The sequence below is a fragment of the Mycobacterium sp. 2-64 genome (assembly GCF_035918375.1).
Lineage (GTDB): Bacteria > Actinomycetota > Actinomycetes > Mycobacteriales > Mycobacteriaceae > Mycobacterium > Mycobacterium intracellulare.
In genome coordinates, this window is the sequence record NZ_CP142361.1 from 2,714,896 (window position 1) to 2,730,178 (window position 15,283).

The following is a 15,283-nucleotide window of genomic DNA, read 5'->3' on the forward strand; positions in this document are numbered from 1 at the left end:
TCGGTCATCCCAACGCTCGTGGGGGATCCACGATCGGGGCGACCGCGATTTGTTGTGTGACGGTCTTTCTATAGCCACTGGGGGGCTTCCGGCAAACATTGCGCCGGACGCGGATCGGGACCGCGTTCTGCGAGGGCTAGCGGGCCATCGCCGAGTCGGGCGCTGCCCAGTCGGTGGACACCCGGCGGTGCTTGATCAGCCAGGTGCCACCCTCGGGCACCAGGACGTCCCGGTAGCGGCCGCAATGGTCGAGCCCAATGTGGGTGACGACGGTGAAGTACGACTTGACGCGCGCCTCGCCAGGTGTCACTTCGGTGAACAACACGTTCGCGACGTTATGGCGCACAATCGGTTTGACGCCGCCAGTGACATCGGCGTCGACGGCGACCTTTCCGGTGACGCCGCCCAGGAATTCCGCGATCGCCGATCGCCCGCGCAGCGGGTCGAACCCGCGGATCTCGAGTACGCCGTCCGGACAGAACGTCTCCGCGAGGCCGTCGAGCGCGCCCGCGTCGCCGGACCAGTTGTAGCGCGCCAAGGTGTCGCGGATCTGCTCACGGGCCACCAGTTCCCACGTTTCCACTGCTATGGTTCCTCCCGCCGCTGACCGGGGTGCAGCGATATCGGGCCTCAGCGTAACCGATACGGCCGGGACATTCCGGCGTCGTCTCGGCCGGGCATTGTCAAACACCCTGAACCGCAGGGGAATTAGATGCAACGGCCGGCGGTCCTTGCGCGGCGACCGCCCGACGCGTCGGCGCTGTGGCGAAGGCGACTCCCGTCGAAGGTTTTGGGAACCGACCGGCTGGGCAATAAGCGCTGAGCAAGACGCACGACAAGGAGGGGAGTACGTATGTCGGACAAGAGCGGTCCCGAGGAAGCCGTCGAAGGCGTCGTCGAGGGCGTCAAGGGCAAGGTGAAGGAAGTCGCCGGGGCGGTCGCCGGACGCGACGACCTGATGCGCGAAGGCCAGGCCCAACAGGACAAGGCCGATGCGCAGCGCGAGGCCACCCAGAAGGAGGCCGAGGCCGAAAGCGCCCGAAAGGCCGCCGATATCAACGAAGCTCGCCAGAAGGCCGAACAGTAGCGACAGCCGGCGGTGGCCCGGTCACGTGGTGTCCGGGCCACCGCCGCTGTCACCACTTCCGCTACGGGCGGTAGCGCAATACAGTGGGTGGATGAAACCCGGCGAAGACGGCAGGCACCTGCGCACCTGCCCGTTGTGTGAAGCCATGTGCGGCTTGGAAATTCAGGTCGATGACGGCCGTGTCACCGGCATCAGGGGCAACCGCGACGACGTCTGGAGCCGCGGGCACCTATGCCCCAAGGGCACATCGCTGGCCGCGCTGCACGACGACCCGGACCGCATCCGCGAGCCGATGATCAAGGTCGACGGTCAGTGGCAGGAGGTCAGCTGGGACGCGGCTTTCCGGCGCTGCACCGAGTTGCTGACGCCGGTGATCGACAAATACGGAATCGGCGCGGTGACCGCCTACACCGGTAACCCGCTGGCGCACTCGTTCTCGCTGGCCCGCTACGCGGGCGTGTTGATGGGCATGTCCGGGATGCCGATCACCTACTCGCCGGGCACGGTCGACCAATGGCCGAAGAACCTGTCCTCGCACCTGATGTACGGACTCTGGTGGAACTTCCCGGTGCCCGACATCGAACGCACGGACCTGCTGGTCATCATGGGCGCCAATCCCGCCGCATCGCAGGGCTCACTGCTGGCAGCGCCCAACGTGATGGGCCTGATCGACGCGATCCGCAAGCGCGGCAAGGTCATCGTGATCGACCCGGTGCGCACCCCGACCGCCGCGCGCGCCGACGAGTGGCTTCCCATCGTGCCCGGGACCGACGCGGCGCTGTTGCTGGCGGTCGCGCACACCCTCTTCGCCGAAGACCTCGCCCGTCCCGGTCCGCACCTCGCCGGCCACCTCGATGGGCTGGACACCCTGCGGCGGGCCGTCGCGGACTGGCCACCGGAACGTGTCGGCGCCGTCACCGGCATCGGCGAAGACCGGATCCGCCGGTTGGCCCGCGAACTCGCCGGCACCGACAAATCGGTGGTCTACGGACGAATCGGGTTGTGCAACCAGGAATTCGGCAGCCTCGCCAGCTGGCTCGTCGACGTGGTCAACATCCTGACCGGTCATTTCGACACCCCCGGCGGCGCCATGTTCCCCAGGCCGGCCGCCTGGTCGATCACCACGCAGCCCCTGCCCGGATTGGAGGGCGGCGCACCGGAATTCGGCCGCTGGCACACCCGCGTGCGCGGCGCCAAGGAAGTTCTCGGCCAGGCGCCGGTGTCCTGCATGGCCGAAGAGATCGCCACCCCGGGCGACGGCCAACTCAAGGCGCTCATCACGGTCGCGGGCAACCCGGTGCTGTCCACCCCCGGCGGCGACAAGCTCGACGAAGTGCTGCCGATGCTGGAGGCGATGATCTCCGTTGACCTTTGGCTCAACGAGACCACACGGCACGCTGATGTGATCCTGCCCGGACTGTCGCCGCTGGAGCAGCCGCATCACGACGATCTGATCCTGCTCTTCGCGATTCACAGCATCGCGAACTACTCGGCGCCCGTGTTCGATCCGGGCGATCGCCCGCACGAATGGGAGATCCTGATCCGGCTGACCGGACTGTGTACCGGCACGCCCGCCGAGGACGTCGACGTTGCGGCGATCGACGACGGCTTCTTCGATTACCTGGCCTTCACCCGCGGGCTCGACGGCGCGGAGATCCGCAAGCTCTACGAGCACGGCGGGCCGGAGCGCATGCTCGACCTCACCCTGCGCACCGGGCCCTTCGGCGACCAGTACGGCAAGAATCCGGGCGGGCTCACGCTGGACACGCTCAAGGCCAACCCGAACGGAATCGACTTCGGGCCCATGGTCCCCCAACTCCCCGACATCCTCGGCACCCCCGACAAGAAGATCCGGCTCGCACCGCAGTACCTGCTCGACGACCTGCCCCGGCTGGCCGCGCGCATGGAACGCCCCGCCGAACCGCTGGTTCTGGTGAGCCGCCGACACCTGCGCTCGAACAACACCTGGCTGCACAACGTGCCCGCGCTGATGAAGGGAAAGGACCGGTGCACGTTGCTGATCCACCCCGACGATGCGGCCCGGTGTGGCATCGCCGACAACGACATCGTGACGGTGAAATCGGAGGCCGGCGAGATCAGGGTGCCCGTGGAGATCACCGACGCCATCAAGCCGGGCGTGGTCTCGATGCCCCACGGCTGGGGACACGGCAAGCCGGGCACCCGCATGACGGTGGCCAACGGCTCACCGGGCGCGAACACCAACGTGCTGTCCCCGCCGACATTCGTCGACCAGCCGTCCGGCAACGGGGTGCTCAACGGCATCCCGGTGACGATCATCGACGATCAAGCCAGATTCCGTCCCGCGCAAGCGCTTTGAGGAAGCCGGCGGTTTACCAAGGAGTCTCAGGGGTCGACCGGCCGATTCGTCCACTCGCGGCCCGGCCGGCGTGACGAGCGGAACCATCCGCCGGCCGCGCCCGTTCCGCCATCGGTCGCGATGGTGTGGCCCGTGACGAACGACGACAGGTCCGAGGCCAGAAACAGGATCACGCGGGCCTGATCCTCGGGCTGGCCCATCCGCCCGACCGGCACCCACCGCGGCCATTGGGTGTGCTCCTCGGGCGACAGCCATTGCGAGTAGGGCACTTGAAGGGACTCGGTGACGTCGGGGGCGATCGCGTTGACCCGCACGCCGTGGTTGCCCACCTGCACGGCGAGGCTGCGGGTGAAGCCGATCAGGCCCGCCTTGAACGCGGCATACACCGGATCCTCCGGGTAGCCGCGCAGCCCCTCGACCGACGAGACGTTCACGATCGCACCGGCGTGCCGGTCCACCATGGCGGGCAGGAACGCCCGGGTGAGCAGGAAGACGTGGTGGAGGTTGATCCGGTAGAGCTCATCCCAGAGCCCCGGGTCGGTGTCGACGAAGTTTCCGGGGTGGCGCAGCCAGTGGCCCACGTTGTTGACCAGCACGTCGACCCGCCCGTGCTCGTCCAGCACCGTCCGGGCCAGGCCGGTGACCTGGTCCGGCGCCCGGACGTCGGTGACGACCGCCCGCGCGGATCCGCCGGCCGCCGTGATCGCGTCGGCGGTCGCGCCGCCCAGCTCGCCGTCGATATCGGCGATCACGACGTGCGCGCCGTGGCGGGCGAAAAGCCGCGCGGTGGCCGCGCCGATGCCGCCCCCGCCGCCGGTCACGACCGCGACCCGGTCGGCCAGCAACGGGCCCGGATGCTCTGCGTGTGTCATCGCTCATATCTTGGGCCACGCGGCGGCCCCGGCCACAGCCGGTCCGGCCCCATTCCGGCCGCGCGACATCGGCGATCGCGATCAACGGGTGGTACCCATCTCTGCCGGCGGCAAACAGTGACCTACGCGACGTTTGCTGCGCGCTGGATCCGCCGGTAAGCCGGGTACCCGGTGTCCACTTAGGAGTTGATGACACAGTGAGCACAATCGATCCGGCCCGCATACTGCCGAGCGTGGCGACGACGCGGCGCATGCACCATCGGCATAGCCCCCAGTCGGTCGCCGTCTCGCTCGCCAGCCGGTTGATCGTGAAGAACGCGGTCCGCGCCTGGGCCATGACGCCCAACCTGCACTGGCCGCTGGAGTACGTCGACAGTTTTGCCGGGATGTTTCCCCGTCTCGGCTCCGCGGCGAGCACCGAACCGGTACGTCTCGAGCACTGCGCCGCGGAGTGGGTTCGCGCTCCCGGCGTCTCGGAGGACCGGGCGATCCTGTACCTGCACGGCGGCGCGTTCCTCACCTGCGGCCTCAACACGCACCGCTCGATGGTGACCCGCCTGTCCAAGGAGGCCGACGCCGCCGTGCTCGCCGTCGCCTACCGGAAGTTGCCCGCACATCAGATCACCGACGCCATCGACGATGGGATCAGCGGCCTGCGGTGGCTGCAGGACCGCGGCTACGACGGCGACCGGGTCGTCGTGGCCGGCGACTCGGCCGGCGGATACCTGGCGTTCATGACCACGCTGTCGGCGATCGGCGAGGACATCATGGAGCCGGCCGGGGTCGCGACCATCTCGCCGTTCACGGACACGGATCCGGCACGAAAACTCAAGCACCGCAACGCCCGCAAGTGCTCGATGTTCACCCGCAGCGCGTTCTCGCGGTTCGCTAAGTACCTCGGCGACGCCCGGGCGGCGGAGGGCCGGGGCGAGTCCACGGTCGCCTCGCCGGTGGATGCCGACCTGTCGTCGTTGCCGCCGGTGACCATTCACGCGAGCTCGGACGAATTGTTGCTCGCCGACGCGGAACTGATGGCGAAGCGCCTGGAAGCCAGCGGGGTCCGATGCGATCTGCACCTGTGGGACGGGCAGATCCACGACTTCCCGTTGGCCGCCGACATCTTGCCGGAGGGCAGGCGCGCCATCAAATACCTCGGCGATTTCGTCAAGGACGTCACCCCCGCCGGGGACGCGGTCCGGAGTAGGGTCCGGAACGTGCGCCGCCTGCGCAGCGCCGCCGCGGCCGGTTGAAGCCGACGAAAGTAATTGTGCCGCAGGCTGATTCGACGGCCGGCGGCCGTATTCCGTTGCGCCGGGTGCCCAACTCGCGGCGCTGCCGTTACAGTTGGTCCTGATGAGCCCACCAGCCCCGCCTGCGCTGACCGTGCGGTACGAGGGAGCCGAGCGCACCTTCGCGGCAGGCAACGACGTCGTGATCGGGCGTGACCTTCGCGCGGACGTCCGCGTCGCCCACCCCCTGATCTCCCGCACCCATCTGATCGTGCGGTACGACCAGGGCCGATGGGTCGCCGTCGACAACGGCAGCCTCAACGGTCTGTACGCGAACAATCGCCGCGTCCCGGTCATCGACATCCAGGACGGCATGCGCGTCAACGTCGGCAATCCCGACGGCCCGGCGCTGACCTTCGAGGTCGGCCGCCACCAGGGTTCGGCCGGGCGGCCGCCGCTGACGACGTCGATACCCATCGTCAGCACGCCCGGCGCGCCCCTCGTGGGAGCGCCGCAGAGCCCGAGCGGCACGCAAACTTCCGCCCAGCCTCAGCAGCCGGCGTCTGCCTCGTTCCGCCATCCGGCGCATCCGCCCACCGCCACGCAGCCCAGCCACTCACCGAGCGGACCCCTCGCGAGCCAGCCGCCCAGCGGCCCGACCCCGAGCCATCCGTCGGGGCCGCAGACCCGCTTCCCGACCAGCGGCCCCCTGGCCGCGCCGCCCAGCGCGTCCCAGCCCGCGCCGCAGATCTACCGGGCGCCGTCGGCGGTGCACGCGGCCCCGCCCACCACCGCGCAGCCGGCGGCGTCCCAGACGGGCCGCATCGGTGGCGACTCGTCGAACATCGCCACGTCGATGATGAAGATCCTGCGGCCGGGCAGGGCCGGGCTGGAGTCCACGCCGGGCGCGATCACGATCGGCCGCGCCAACGACAACGACATCGTCATCCCCGAGGTCCTGGCGTCACGCCACCACGCCACGCTGATCCCGGCGCCCGGTGGCACCGAGATCCATGACAACCGCAGCATCAACGGCACCTTCGTCAATGGCGCCCGCGTCGATTCGGCCGTGCTGCACGACGGTGACGTCGTCACGATCGGCAACATCGACCTGGTCTTCGCCGGCGGCACCCTGGCCCGCCGCGACCAGACCGCGACCGCGACGCGCACCGGCGGCCTCGACGTGCGCGGGGTGACGTGGACGATCGAGAACAACAAGACGTTGCTGGACAACATCTCGCTGACCGCCCTGCCCGGGACGCTGACCGCGATCATCGGGCCGTCCGGCGCCGGCAAATCGACGTTCGCCCGGCTGGTCGCCGGGTACACGCACCCGAGCACCGGCACGGTGGCGTTCGAGGGCCACAACGTCCACGCCGAGTACGCCTCGTTGCGCAGCCGGATCGGGATGGTGCCGCAGGACGACGTCGTGCACGGCCAGCTGACCGTGCAGCAGGCGTTGATGTACGCGGCCGAGCTGCGCCTGCCGCCGGACACCACCAAGGACGACCGCGCCCAGGTGGTGGCCCGGGTACTCGAGGAACTCGAGATGACCCAGCACCTGCACACGCGGGTCGACAAGCTCTCCGGCGGCCAGCGCAAGCGCGCTTCGGTGGCGCTGGAGTTGCTCACCGGGCCGTCGCTGCTGATCCTCGACGAGCCGACGTCGGGCCTGGATCCGGCGCTGGACCGGCAGGTGATGACCATGCTGCGGCAGCTGGCCGACGCCGGCCGGGTGGTGCTCGTCGTCACCCACTCGCTGACCTACCTCGACGTCTGCGATCAGGTTTTGCTGCTCGCCCCCGGCGGCAAGACGGCGTTCTGCGGGCCGCCCGGCCAGATCGGTCCCGCCATGGGCACCACCAACTGGGCCGACATCTTCAGCACCGTCGCCAACGACCCCGACGGCTCCCGGGAGCGCTACCTGGCGCGGACGGGCCCGCCCCCGGCGCCGCCGCCGGCGGAGAAACCCGCCGAACTCGGCGACCCCTCACACACCAGCCTGTTCCGGCAGTTCTCCACCATCGCCCGGCGCCAGATGCGGCTAATCGTCTCGGATCGCGGCTATTTCGTGTTCCTGGCGCTGCTGCCGTTCATCATGGGTTCGCTGTCGATGTCGGTGCCCGGCGATGTCGGCTTCGGCATCCCGAACCCGATGGGCGCCGCGCCCAACGAGCCGGGTCAGATCCTGGTGCTGCTGAACGTCGGCGCGGTGTTCATGGGTACCGCGCTGACCATCCGCGACCTCATCGGGGAACGCGCGATCTTCCTGCGCGAGCAGGCGGTTGGCCTGTCGACGTCGGCGTACCTGCTGGCCAAGGTGTGCGTGTACACGGTCTTCGCGATCGTCCAGTCGGCGATCGTGACCATCATCGCGGTGCTCGGCAAGGGCGCGCCGACCCAGGGCGCGGTGGCGTTGGGCAAGCCCGGCCTCGAGTTGTTCGTCGACGTCGCGCTGACGTGCGTGGCCTCCGCCATGCTGGGCCTCGCGCTGTCGGCCGTCGCCAAGTCCAACGAGCAGATCATGCCCCTGCTGGTGGTGGCCGTCATGTCACAGCTGGTGTTCTCCGGCGGGATGATCCCGGTGACCGGCCGGGTGGGGCTGGATCAGATGGCCTGGGCCACGCCCGCCCGGTGGGGATTCGCGGCGTCGGCGTCCACCGCCGACCTGACCAAGCTGGTGCCCGGGCCGCTGACCCCGAAGGACTCGCACTGGCAGCACACGCCGGCCAGGTGGTGGTTCGACGTCGGCATGCTGGCGCTCATCAGCGCCGTCTATCTGGGTTTCGTGCGCTGGAAGATCCGCCTCAAGGGCGGCTGATCGCTCGCGCGTCAGGCGCCCTTGCGGACCACTTGGTCGGCCGCGGCGCGCATCCGATCGGACAGTTGCAGAAGATTGTGCTCGCCTACGCCCAGGGGAAGGGTGTACGCCAGTTGTCTCAATTCGACGGCGTAGTTGCGCAAGTCCTCGCGGAGGCGCGTCTCAACAGTGGGCATGATTTCTCCCTCGGGCTGGGGCAGAGGGCCTGGTCCGCGTTGACCAACCGATCCGAAAATCTTCGCAGCCCGCGGCCGAATCCGCCAGAGCGTCGACGGGTTTTAACGGGAGTTTGACAGCGGTTTTACAGTGCGACCCCCGCCGTTCGCGACCGATGCGCAGCAGAATGCCACGCGCGAACTCGCGGCGGCGTTACGCTGGCGCTGCTCGGTGTAACGGCATCGACGCTCCGAGAAAGGCATAGGCGCCGGAATGGATTTCGAACTCGACGCCGGGCAGCGCGCCTGGCTGGCCGAGGTCCGCGAATTTCTGCACGAGAATGTCACCCCCGCACTGCGCGCCGAGCTGGCCGCGCACGACTTGGAGATTCTCGACGGCGAGGTGGCGCGGTTCCGCCGCAAGATCGGCGCCAAGGGCTGGTTCGGGCTGAACTGGCCGCGCGAGTACGGGGGGCTGGGTCTGGGCGCCATTCACCAGCACCTGTTGATGAGCGAATTCGAGTACTGGGGCGTGCCCGGACCCGACCTGACCGTCACGTCGGTGGCGCCGATGATCATGCGTCACGGCACCGAGCGGAACAAGAGCGAGTGGCTGCCCCCGATCGCCCGGGGCGAAATGATCTGCGCGGTCGGCTATTCCGAGCCCGAGGCCGGGACCGACCTGGCGAGCCTGCGGACCACCGCGACCCGCGACGGCGAGGAATGGGTGATCAACGGGACCAAGATCTGGAACAGCGGCGCGCAGCGGGCCACGCACGAATGGCTCTGCGTCCGTACCGATCCGACGACCGCACGCCACCGCGGCATCTCGGTCATCATCGTGCCGATCGACAGCCCCGGCGTCGAGATCCGCCCGCTCTACGCGTGGTCGGGCTACCGCACCAACGAGGTGGCATTCCGCGACGTGCGGGTGCCGGCCACCAACCTCGTCGGCGAGGTCAACCGCGGCTGGACCTACATCACCGGCGCGCTCGACCTCGAGCGCGGCGCGCTGACCAACGCCGGAGACCTGCGCCGCGCCGTCGAGGAATTGCACGAACTTTCGCGCAGTCCGCGCCGCGACGGGACGGTGCCCGCCGACGACCCGTCGCTTCGCCGCCGGCTGGCGCAGGCCGAAGCCGACGTCGCGGTGGCCACGCTGATGGGCTACGAGGCGGCCTCGATCCTCGACAGCGGCGTCATTCCGACCGTCGAGGTGAGCGTCGAGAAGGTGTTCACCAGCGAGCTGCGCCAGCGCATCGCCGCCCTGGCGCTCGATCTCCTCGGCCCGGACGGCCTGTTGGCGCATCGCAGCGAACAGGCCCCGCTGGCCGGCAAATTCGAGCGGCTCTACCGGGCCGCCCCGCTGATGCGCTTCGGCGGGGGCACCAACGAGGTGCTTCGCGACATCATCGCCCAGCGCGGGCACGGGATGCCCTCCTATGGACGCTGACGGAAGCCTCGCACACCACCGATGAAGACGATCCCGTCCGCCGAGCAGCGGGAGTTCGCCGCGGCGCTACGCGCCCTGCTGGCCGCCGAGAACCCGGTCAGCCAGGTGCGCGCCCTCGACGAGCCGGGCGCGGACCGGCGCACGCCGGCGCTGTGGAAGGCGGTGGCCGACGCGGGGGTATTCGGGCTGGCCGTCGCCGCGGAGTACGGCGGCGCCGGTGGCTCACTCGACGACCTGGCCGTGTTCTACACCGAAGCCGGCCGCGCGCTGTGCCCGACGACCGTGCACAGCACCGTGCACGCCGCCCTCGCCGTCGACCAGCTCGGCTCCCCGGAGGCCAAGGCCGCTTGGCTGCCCCCGCTCGCGTGCGGCAGCGTCCGCGCCACCACCGCCCTCTGGAACGCCCGCGACGCCGCGCTCGTCGCCCCTGCGCTGCGCGCCGATCCCGATCCGAATCGGTGGCGGCTCAACGGAACCGCGGATTACGTCGCCGACGCCGATGTCGCCGATCTCATCGTGGTATCGGCCGCCTCGTGGCGGGGCGGAGCCGAACGCCCGCTGGTCTTCCTCGTCGACGCGCACGGCGGCGGTGTGACCGTCGAGCCGCTCGACATGGTCGGCGGGCACCGGGCGTTCACCGTCCGCTTCGACGACGCGGTCGTGGCCGGTGACGCCGTGCTCGACGGCGTCACCGTGCCGGGATTGCGCCGGCTGGCCAACACCGCGGTGGCGCTGGGATCACTCGACCTGGTCGGGGTCGGCCAGGCCGTGCTGGACCGCACCGTCGACTACACCAAGCTGCGTCACCAGTTCGGCCGGCCCATCGCCTCGTTTCAGGCGGCCCAGCATCTGATCGCCGACATGCACATCGCCCTGGCGGCCGCGCGATTGGCGGCGCACGCGGCGGTGTTCTGGCTGGGGCGCGGCCGCACCGCGAGCAGGGAGACCGCCATCGCCCGCATGCACGCGGCAACCGCGGCCCGGCTGATCACGCTCGACGCCCATCAGCTGCACGGCGGGATGGGCTATGTCACCGAGACGGACCTGCATTTGTGGAGCGAGCGGGCCCGCCTCGGTGCGACGCTCGGCGGCGGCGCCGACGTCGCGGCGTCGTGGCTTCGGGAAACCATGGGAGAAGGGAGCGCCGGTGAGTGAGGACAGCTTGATCGACGCCGAGTCGGCGTCGAGGGTGGGCACGGTCGCCGCCTCGGCGACCGGTGAGGTGAACCGGCGCGATTGGCAACGGTGGGCGTCCGCGGTCGGCGAGGACAACCCGTTGTATTTCGATCCGGAGTACGCCCGCGCCAACGGCTTTCGCGACATCATCTGCCCGCCGCTGTACCTGCAGTACGCGGTCCTCGGGGTGTCGCGGCTGGAGTCGTTGCGCCCCGACGGATCCTCCGGCGCGGTCTCCGGCAGCCTCGCGTTTCCCCGCGCCCCCAAGCGGATGGCCGGCGGGGAGAGCTTCACCTTTCACCTGCCGGCCTACCACCGCGACGAAATCGAAATGGTCCGCACCATCGAGTCGATCGTCGAAAAGCGGGGCCGCTCCGGCAGATTCGTCCTCGTCACCTGGCACACGGTGTACCGCAACCAGGATCGCGACCTGCTGGCCGAAGCGTCGACGTCGATGATCGCCCGCCCCTAGGAGCATCGTGACCGACCAGCAAGTGTTCTATGAAGACATCGCCGTCGGCGATCACATCCCCACGCTGACGGTGACCGTCGACGAAACCCAGATGTTCTTCTTTTCGGCCGCCACATACAACGGTCACCGGATCCACTACGACAAGGAGTGGGCCCGCGACACCGAGGGATACGACAACGTGCTGGTGCACGGTCCGCTGCAGGCGGCGCTGCTGGCCCGCGCCCTCGGGGACTGGGTCGGCGGGCGGGGCAGGCTGGTGACGTTCTCGGTGCAGAACCGGGCGATCGCCTATCCCGGTGAGGCGCTCAGTTTCGGTGGCGAGGTCACCGGCAAACGCCCGGGCGGCAATGATTTTGAGGGCTACGGCCTGGTGGATCTGGACATCGCCGGCCGGCGCGGCGACACGGTGCTGATGCCGGGCACCGCCGGCGTCGCGCTGCCGCTGCGGGGGAGCCGGGCATGAGCGGGCTGCGGGGAGAGGCCGCGATCGTCGGCATCGCCGAGCTGCCGGCCGAACGGCGCCCCACCGGCCCCGCGATGTTCACCCTCGACCAGTACGCGCTGCTGGCGAAGATGGTGATCGAGGACGCCGGTGTCGATCCGGGCTGTGTCAACGGCCTGCTGACCCACGGCATCGCCGAGTCGGCCATGTTCGCCCCGGCCACTCTGTGCGAATACCTGGGCCTGGCACTGGATTTCGGTGAGCGGGTCGACTTGGGCGGGGCCACCTCGGCCGGCATGGTGTGGCGGGCCGCGGCGGCCGTCGAACTCGGGGCCTGCGAGGCCGCCCTGGCCGTGGTACCCGGCTCCGCGGCCGTGCCCCGGTCCGAACGGCGGCCCGCGCCGGAGCCGAATTGGTATGGGGCGTCCTCGGGCAACTACGGCTCGCCGCAGGCCGAGTTCGAGATCCCCTACGGCAACGTGGGCCAAAACGCGCCCTACGCGCAGATCGCCCAGCGGTACGCGGCCGAATACGGTTACGACCCCGCCGCGGTCGCCAAGATCGCCGTCGACCAACGCACCAACGCGTGCGCCCACCCCGGTGCCGTCTTCCACGGCACCCCCATCACGGTGAACGACGTGCTGGACAGCCCGATGATCGCCGACCCCATCCACATGCTGGAAACGGTGATGCGCGTGCACGGGGGAGCGGCGGTGTTGATCGCCAACGCCGACATCGCGCGCCGCGCCCGCCACCGCCCGGTCTGGATCAAGGGGTTCGGCGAACACATCGCCTTCAAGACCCCCACCTACGCCGAGGACCTGCTGTCCACACCCATCGCCCGCGCCGCCGAGCGGGCGTTCGCGATGGCCGGGCTGTCCCGGTCCGACGTCGACGTCGCCTCGATCTACGATTGCTACACCATCACGGTGCTGATGAGCCTGGAAGACGCCGGATTCTGCGCGAAAGGCAAAGGCATGTCGTGGATCAACGAACACGATTTGACCCATCGCGGGGAGTTCCCGCTCAACACCGCCGGCGGGCAACTGTCCTTCGGTCAGGCCGGAATGGCCGGCGGCATGCACCACGTGGTCGACGGCGCGCGGCAGGTCATGGGACGCGCCGGCGACGCGCAGGTGCCCGACTGTCACACCGCGTTTGTGACCGGCAACGGCGGCATCATGAGCGAGCAGGTCGCGCTGCTCCTGCGGGGGGATTAGCGATGGCCCGCCGCGACGATGCGCTCGTCCCCGAGCCCACACCGGTGTCCCGGCCGTTCTGGGACGGCCTGGCGCAGCACCGGATCCTGGTGCAGTACTCGCCGTCGCTTCGGCGGCACGTGTTCTACCCGCGCACGCTGGCCCCGGGGACCCTGGCCGACGATTTGGAATGGCGTGAGATCGACGGCGCCGCAACGCTGTACACCTTCACGATCGCCCGCCGGCCCACCGGCCCGCCGTGGGCCGACGCGCTGCCGCAGCTGCTCGCGGTGGTGCAGTGGGACGCCGGGCCGAAATTCAGCACCGAGCTGGTCGACGTCGATCCCGGCGACGTCCGGATCGGCATGCGGGTGGAGCCGGTGTTCTGCGATCTCGAAGACGGGATCACGTTACTGAGGTATCGGCCCGCATGACCGAAATGAGCGACGTCATCGTCATCGGTGCCGGGTTCGCCGGGCTGTACGCCGTGCACCGAGCCGCCTCGGCGGGGCTGTCGGTGACGGCGCTCGAGGCGGCGCCCGACGTGGGCGGCACCTGGTACTGGAACCGCTATCCGGGCGCACGTTGTGACGTCGAAAGTGTGGACTACTCCTACTCTTTCGACGAAAATCTGCAGCGCGACTGGCAGTGGAGCGAACGCTTCGCCGCCCAACCGGAGATCCTGGCCTATCTTCGGCACGTCGCCGACCGCTTCGACCTGCGCCGCCACTACCGGTTCGGCGTCGACGTCGTCGGCGCGGCCTTCGAGGGTGGGCGTTGGCAGGTCGACACCGCGACCGGACAAAGCCATGCGGCGCAGTTCCTCCTGTGCGCCACCGGGTGCCTGTCGGCACTCAACCGGCCCGATATCCCGGGCGTGCAAGACTTTTCGGGAGAGGTGTATTTCACCGCCGCCTGGCCGCGCGAGGATCCCGATCTGCGCGGCAAGCGGGTGGGGCTCATCGGCACGGGATCATCGGGGATCCAGGTTGCGCCGATCATCGCTTCGCAGGCCGAAAACCTGGTCGTATTCCAGCGATCCGCGAACTACACCATCCCGATGCCCAACCGGCCGTGGTCGGCCGACGAACAGCGGCAGATCCAGGAGCAATACCCCGAGCGGCGCCGCGCCTCGGCCTACGCGTCGGCGGGCACGCCGCACGGCAGCTACCACAAGAACGCCGTCGACACCGACCCCGAGGAGCGGGCAGCGGCGTTGTGGGAGCGTTGGCGCGAGGGCGGGGTTCTTTTCGCGAAGACCTTCCCCGACCAGACCCGCAACGCGTCGGCCAACGAGGTCGCCAGGAAGTTCGCCGAGGAGCGGATCCGGGAAATCGTCGCCGATCCCGCGGTCGCAGCCGACCTGATCCCGGTGGACCACCCGATCGGAACCAAACGGATCTGCACCGACGACGGCTACTACGCCACCTTCAACCGCGACAACGTGCGGCTGGTGAACCTGCGCCGCGAGCCCATCGAGGCGATCACCGCCGACGCCGTGCGGACCCCCGCGGCGACGTACCCCTGCGATGTGCTGGTGTTCGCGACCGGGTTCGACGCCATGACAGGCGCGTTGACGCGGATCAACCCGCGCGGGCCGCGGGGGGAGCGGCTGCGCGAAATCTGGTCCGATGGCCCCCTCACCTTCCTCGGCCTGATGGTGCCGGGCCTGCCGAACCTGTTCACGATCAGCGGGCCGGGCAGCCCGTCGGTGTTGGCGAACATGGTGCTGCACGCCGAAGTTCAGGTCGATTGGGTCATCGAGCTGGTGCGGGCCGCGCGGCGGCGCGGCGTCAGCGAGATCGAACCGAGCCGTGACGCCGCCGTCGCCTGGACCGAGCAGGTGGCCGAAGCGGCCGAGCAGACGCTGTTCCCCCGGGCGGCATCGTCGTGGTACCTGGGCGCCAACATCGAGGGCAAGAAGCGAGTCTTCATGCCCTACATCGGCGGGTTTGGTACCTACCGTCGGCACTGCGATGACGTGGCGGCCCGCGACTATGCCGGGTTGGTGATGACGACCCGATGACAGCACGGAGGAA

At 69.5% G+C, this 15,283-nt stretch carries 14 protein-coding genes; 11 read left to right on the top strand and 3 right to left on the bottom strand.

The window, feature by feature from the left end; genetic code table 11:
• Positions 1-136: 136 nt before the first annotated feature.
• Complete coding sequence (locus QGN31_RS12810) at positions 137-583, bottom strand: nuclear transport factor 2 family protein (RefSeq protein WP_095763250.1); 447 nt, start codon at positions 581-583, stop codon at positions 137-139.
• Positions 584-853: 270 nt separating this feature from the next.
• Between QGN31_RS12810 and mbp1 the strand changes: the two genes are divergently transcribed.
• Both mbp1 and QGN31_RS12820 read left to right on the top strand, forming a co-directional pair.
• Entirely contained in the window at positions 854-1,087 is a 234-nt protein-coding gene (gene mbp1 / locus QGN31_RS12815; protein WP_201409364.1) for a microaggregate-binding protein 1, read from the top strand.
• Positions 1,088-1,178: 91 nt separating this feature from the next.
• A complete protein-coding gene (locus QGN31_RS12820; protein ID WP_201408727.1) occupies positions 1,179-3,425 on the top strand; it encodes a molybdopterin-dependent oxidoreductase in 2,247 nt (748 codons plus the stop codon).
• A 26-nt stretch (positions 3,426-3,451) separates the two neighbouring features.
• Here QGN31_RS12820 and QGN31_RS12825 read toward each other — a convergent pair whose 3' ends face one another.
• Positions 3,452-4,297: an SDR family NAD(P)-dependent oxidoreductase gene (locus QGN31_RS12825; RefSeq protein WP_095763252.1), complete on the bottom strand. Its 846-nt coding sequence runs from the start codon at positions 4,295-4,297 to the stop codon at positions 3,452-3,454.
• A 251-nt stretch (positions 4,298-4,548) separates the two neighbouring features.
• On the opposite strand from QGN31_RS12825, the gene QGN31_RS12830 reads away from it, so the two are divergent.
• Together QGN31_RS12830 and QGN31_RS12835 are read left to right on the top strand one after the other, a co-directional pair.
• Positions 4,549-5,547, top strand: coding sequence for an alpha/beta hydrolase (locus tag QGN31_RS12830; RefSeq protein ID WP_201409373.1), 999 nt, complete (start codon positions 4,549-4,551; stop codon positions 5,545-5,547).
• A 103-nt stretch (positions 5,548-5,650) separates the two neighbouring features.
• On the top strand, positions 5,651-8,347 hold the full coding sequence (locus QGN31_RS12835) for an FHA domain-containing protein (protein WP_201358693.1): 2,697 nt from the start codon (positions 5,651-5,653) through the stop codon (positions 8,345-8,347).
• A gap of 11 nt (positions 8,348-8,358) precedes the next feature.
• Here QGN31_RS12835 and QGN31_RS12840 read toward each other — a convergent pair whose 3' ends face one another.
• Positions 8,359-8,523: a hypothetical protein gene (locus tag QGN31_RS12840; protein WP_008257199.1), complete on the bottom strand. Its 165-nt coding sequence runs from the start codon at positions 8,521-8,523 to the stop codon at positions 8,359-8,361.
• Positions 8,524-8,776: 253 nt separating this feature from the next.
• Between QGN31_RS12840 and QGN31_RS12845 the strand changes: the two genes are divergently transcribed.
• Genes QGN31_RS12845 through QGN31_RS12875 form a run of 7 tightly spaced genes read left to right on the top strand, consistent with a single transcriptional unit; the run spans position 8,777 to position 15,270 of the window.
• Positions 8,777-9,955, top strand: coding sequence for an acyl-CoA dehydrogenase family protein (locus tag QGN31_RS12845; protein ID WP_201358692.1), 1,179 nt, complete (start codon positions 8,777-8,779; stop codon positions 9,953-9,955).
• A gap of 21 nt (positions 9,956-9,976) precedes the next feature.
• Complete coding sequence (locus QGN31_RS12850; RefSeq protein WP_201358691.1) at positions 9,977-11,110, top strand: acyl-CoA dehydrogenase family protein; 1,134 nt, start codon at positions 9,977-9,979, stop codon at positions 11,108-11,110.
• Positions 11,103-11,603 (top strand): MaoC family dehydratase, encoded by a 501-nt coding sequence (locus tag QGN31_RS12855; RefSeq protein ID WP_201358690.1) that lies wholly within the window; start codon positions 11,103-11,105, stop codon positions 11,601-11,603. Before QGN31_RS12850 ends, QGN31_RS12855 begins: the two co-directional genes overlap by 8 nt.
• A 7-nt stretch (positions 11,604-11,610) precedes the next feature.
• Positions 11,611-12,066 carry a MaoC/PaaZ C-terminal domain-containing protein gene (locus tag QGN31_RS12860; RefSeq protein WP_201358689.1) on the top strand — a complete coding sequence of 152 codons (456 nt, stop codon included), beginning with the start codon at positions 11,611-11,613 and terminating at the stop codon, positions 12,064-12,066.
• Positions 12,063-13,265, top strand: coding sequence for a thiolase family protein (locus QGN31_RS12865; RefSeq protein ID WP_201358688.1), 1,203 nt, complete (start codon positions 12,063-12,065; stop codon positions 13,263-13,265). Before QGN31_RS12860 ends, QGN31_RS12865 begins: the two co-directional genes overlap by 4 nt.
• 2 nt (positions 13,266-13,267) lie before the next feature.
• Positions 13,268-13,678, top strand: coding sequence for a Zn-ribbon domain-containing OB-fold protein (locus QGN31_RS12870; protein WP_014384830.1), 411 nt, complete (start codon positions 13,268-13,270; stop codon positions 13,676-13,678).
• Entirely contained in the window at positions 13,675-15,270 is a 1,596-nt protein-coding gene (locus tag QGN31_RS12875) for a flavin-containing monooxygenase (RefSeq protein ID WP_014384829.1), read from the top strand. Before QGN31_RS12870 ends, QGN31_RS12875 begins: the two co-directional genes overlap by 4 nt.
• Positions 15,271-15,283 lie beyond the last annotated feature (13 nt).

Bases quoted from the DNA above. Each gene is read 5' to 3' on its own strand.
- QGN31_RS12840 (WP_008257199.1), bottom strand. From the start codon at position 8,523: ATGCCCACTGTTGAGACGCGCCTCCGCGAGGACTTGCGCAACTACGCC.
- QGN31_RS12835 (WP_201358693.1), top strand. From the start codon at position 5,651: ATGAGCCCACCAGCCCCGCCTGCGCTGACCGTGCGGTACGAGGGAGCC.
- QGN31_RS12875 (WP_014384829.1), top strand. From the start codon at position 13,675: ATGACCGAAATGAGCGACGTCATCGTCATCGGTGCCGGGTTCGCCGGG.
- mbp1 (WP_201409364.1), top strand. From the start codon at position 854: ATGTCGGACAAGAGCGGTCCCGAGGAAGCCGTCGAAGGCGTCGTCGAG.
- QGN31_RS12825 (WP_095763252.1), bottom strand. From the start codon at position 4,297: ATGACACACGCAGAGCATCCGGGCCCGTTGCTGGCCGACCGGGTCGCG.
- QGN31_RS12865 (WP_201358688.1), top strand. From the start codon at position 12,063: ATGAGCGGGCTGCGGGGAGAGGCCGCGATCGTCGGCATCGCCGAGCTG.
- QGN31_RS12830 (WP_201409373.1), top strand. From the start codon at position 4,549: ATGCACCATCGGCATAGCCCCCAGTCGGTCGCCGTCTCGCTCGCCAGC.
- QGN31_RS12820 (WP_201408727.1), top strand. From the start codon at position 1,179: ATGAAACCCGGCGAAGACGGCAGGCACCTGCGCACCTGCCCGTTGTGT.
- QGN31_RS12850 (WP_201358691.1), top strand. From the start codon at position 9,977: ATGAAGACGATCCCGTCCGCCGAGCAGCGGGAGTTCGCCGCGGCGCTA.
- QGN31_RS12845 (WP_201358692.1), top strand. From the start codon at position 8,777: ATGGATTTCGAACTCGACGCCGGGCAGCGCGCCTGGCTGGCCGAGGTC.
- QGN31_RS12870 (WP_014384830.1), top strand. From the start codon at position 13,268: ATGGCCCGCCGCGACGATGCGCTCGTCCCCGAGCCCACACCGGTGTCC.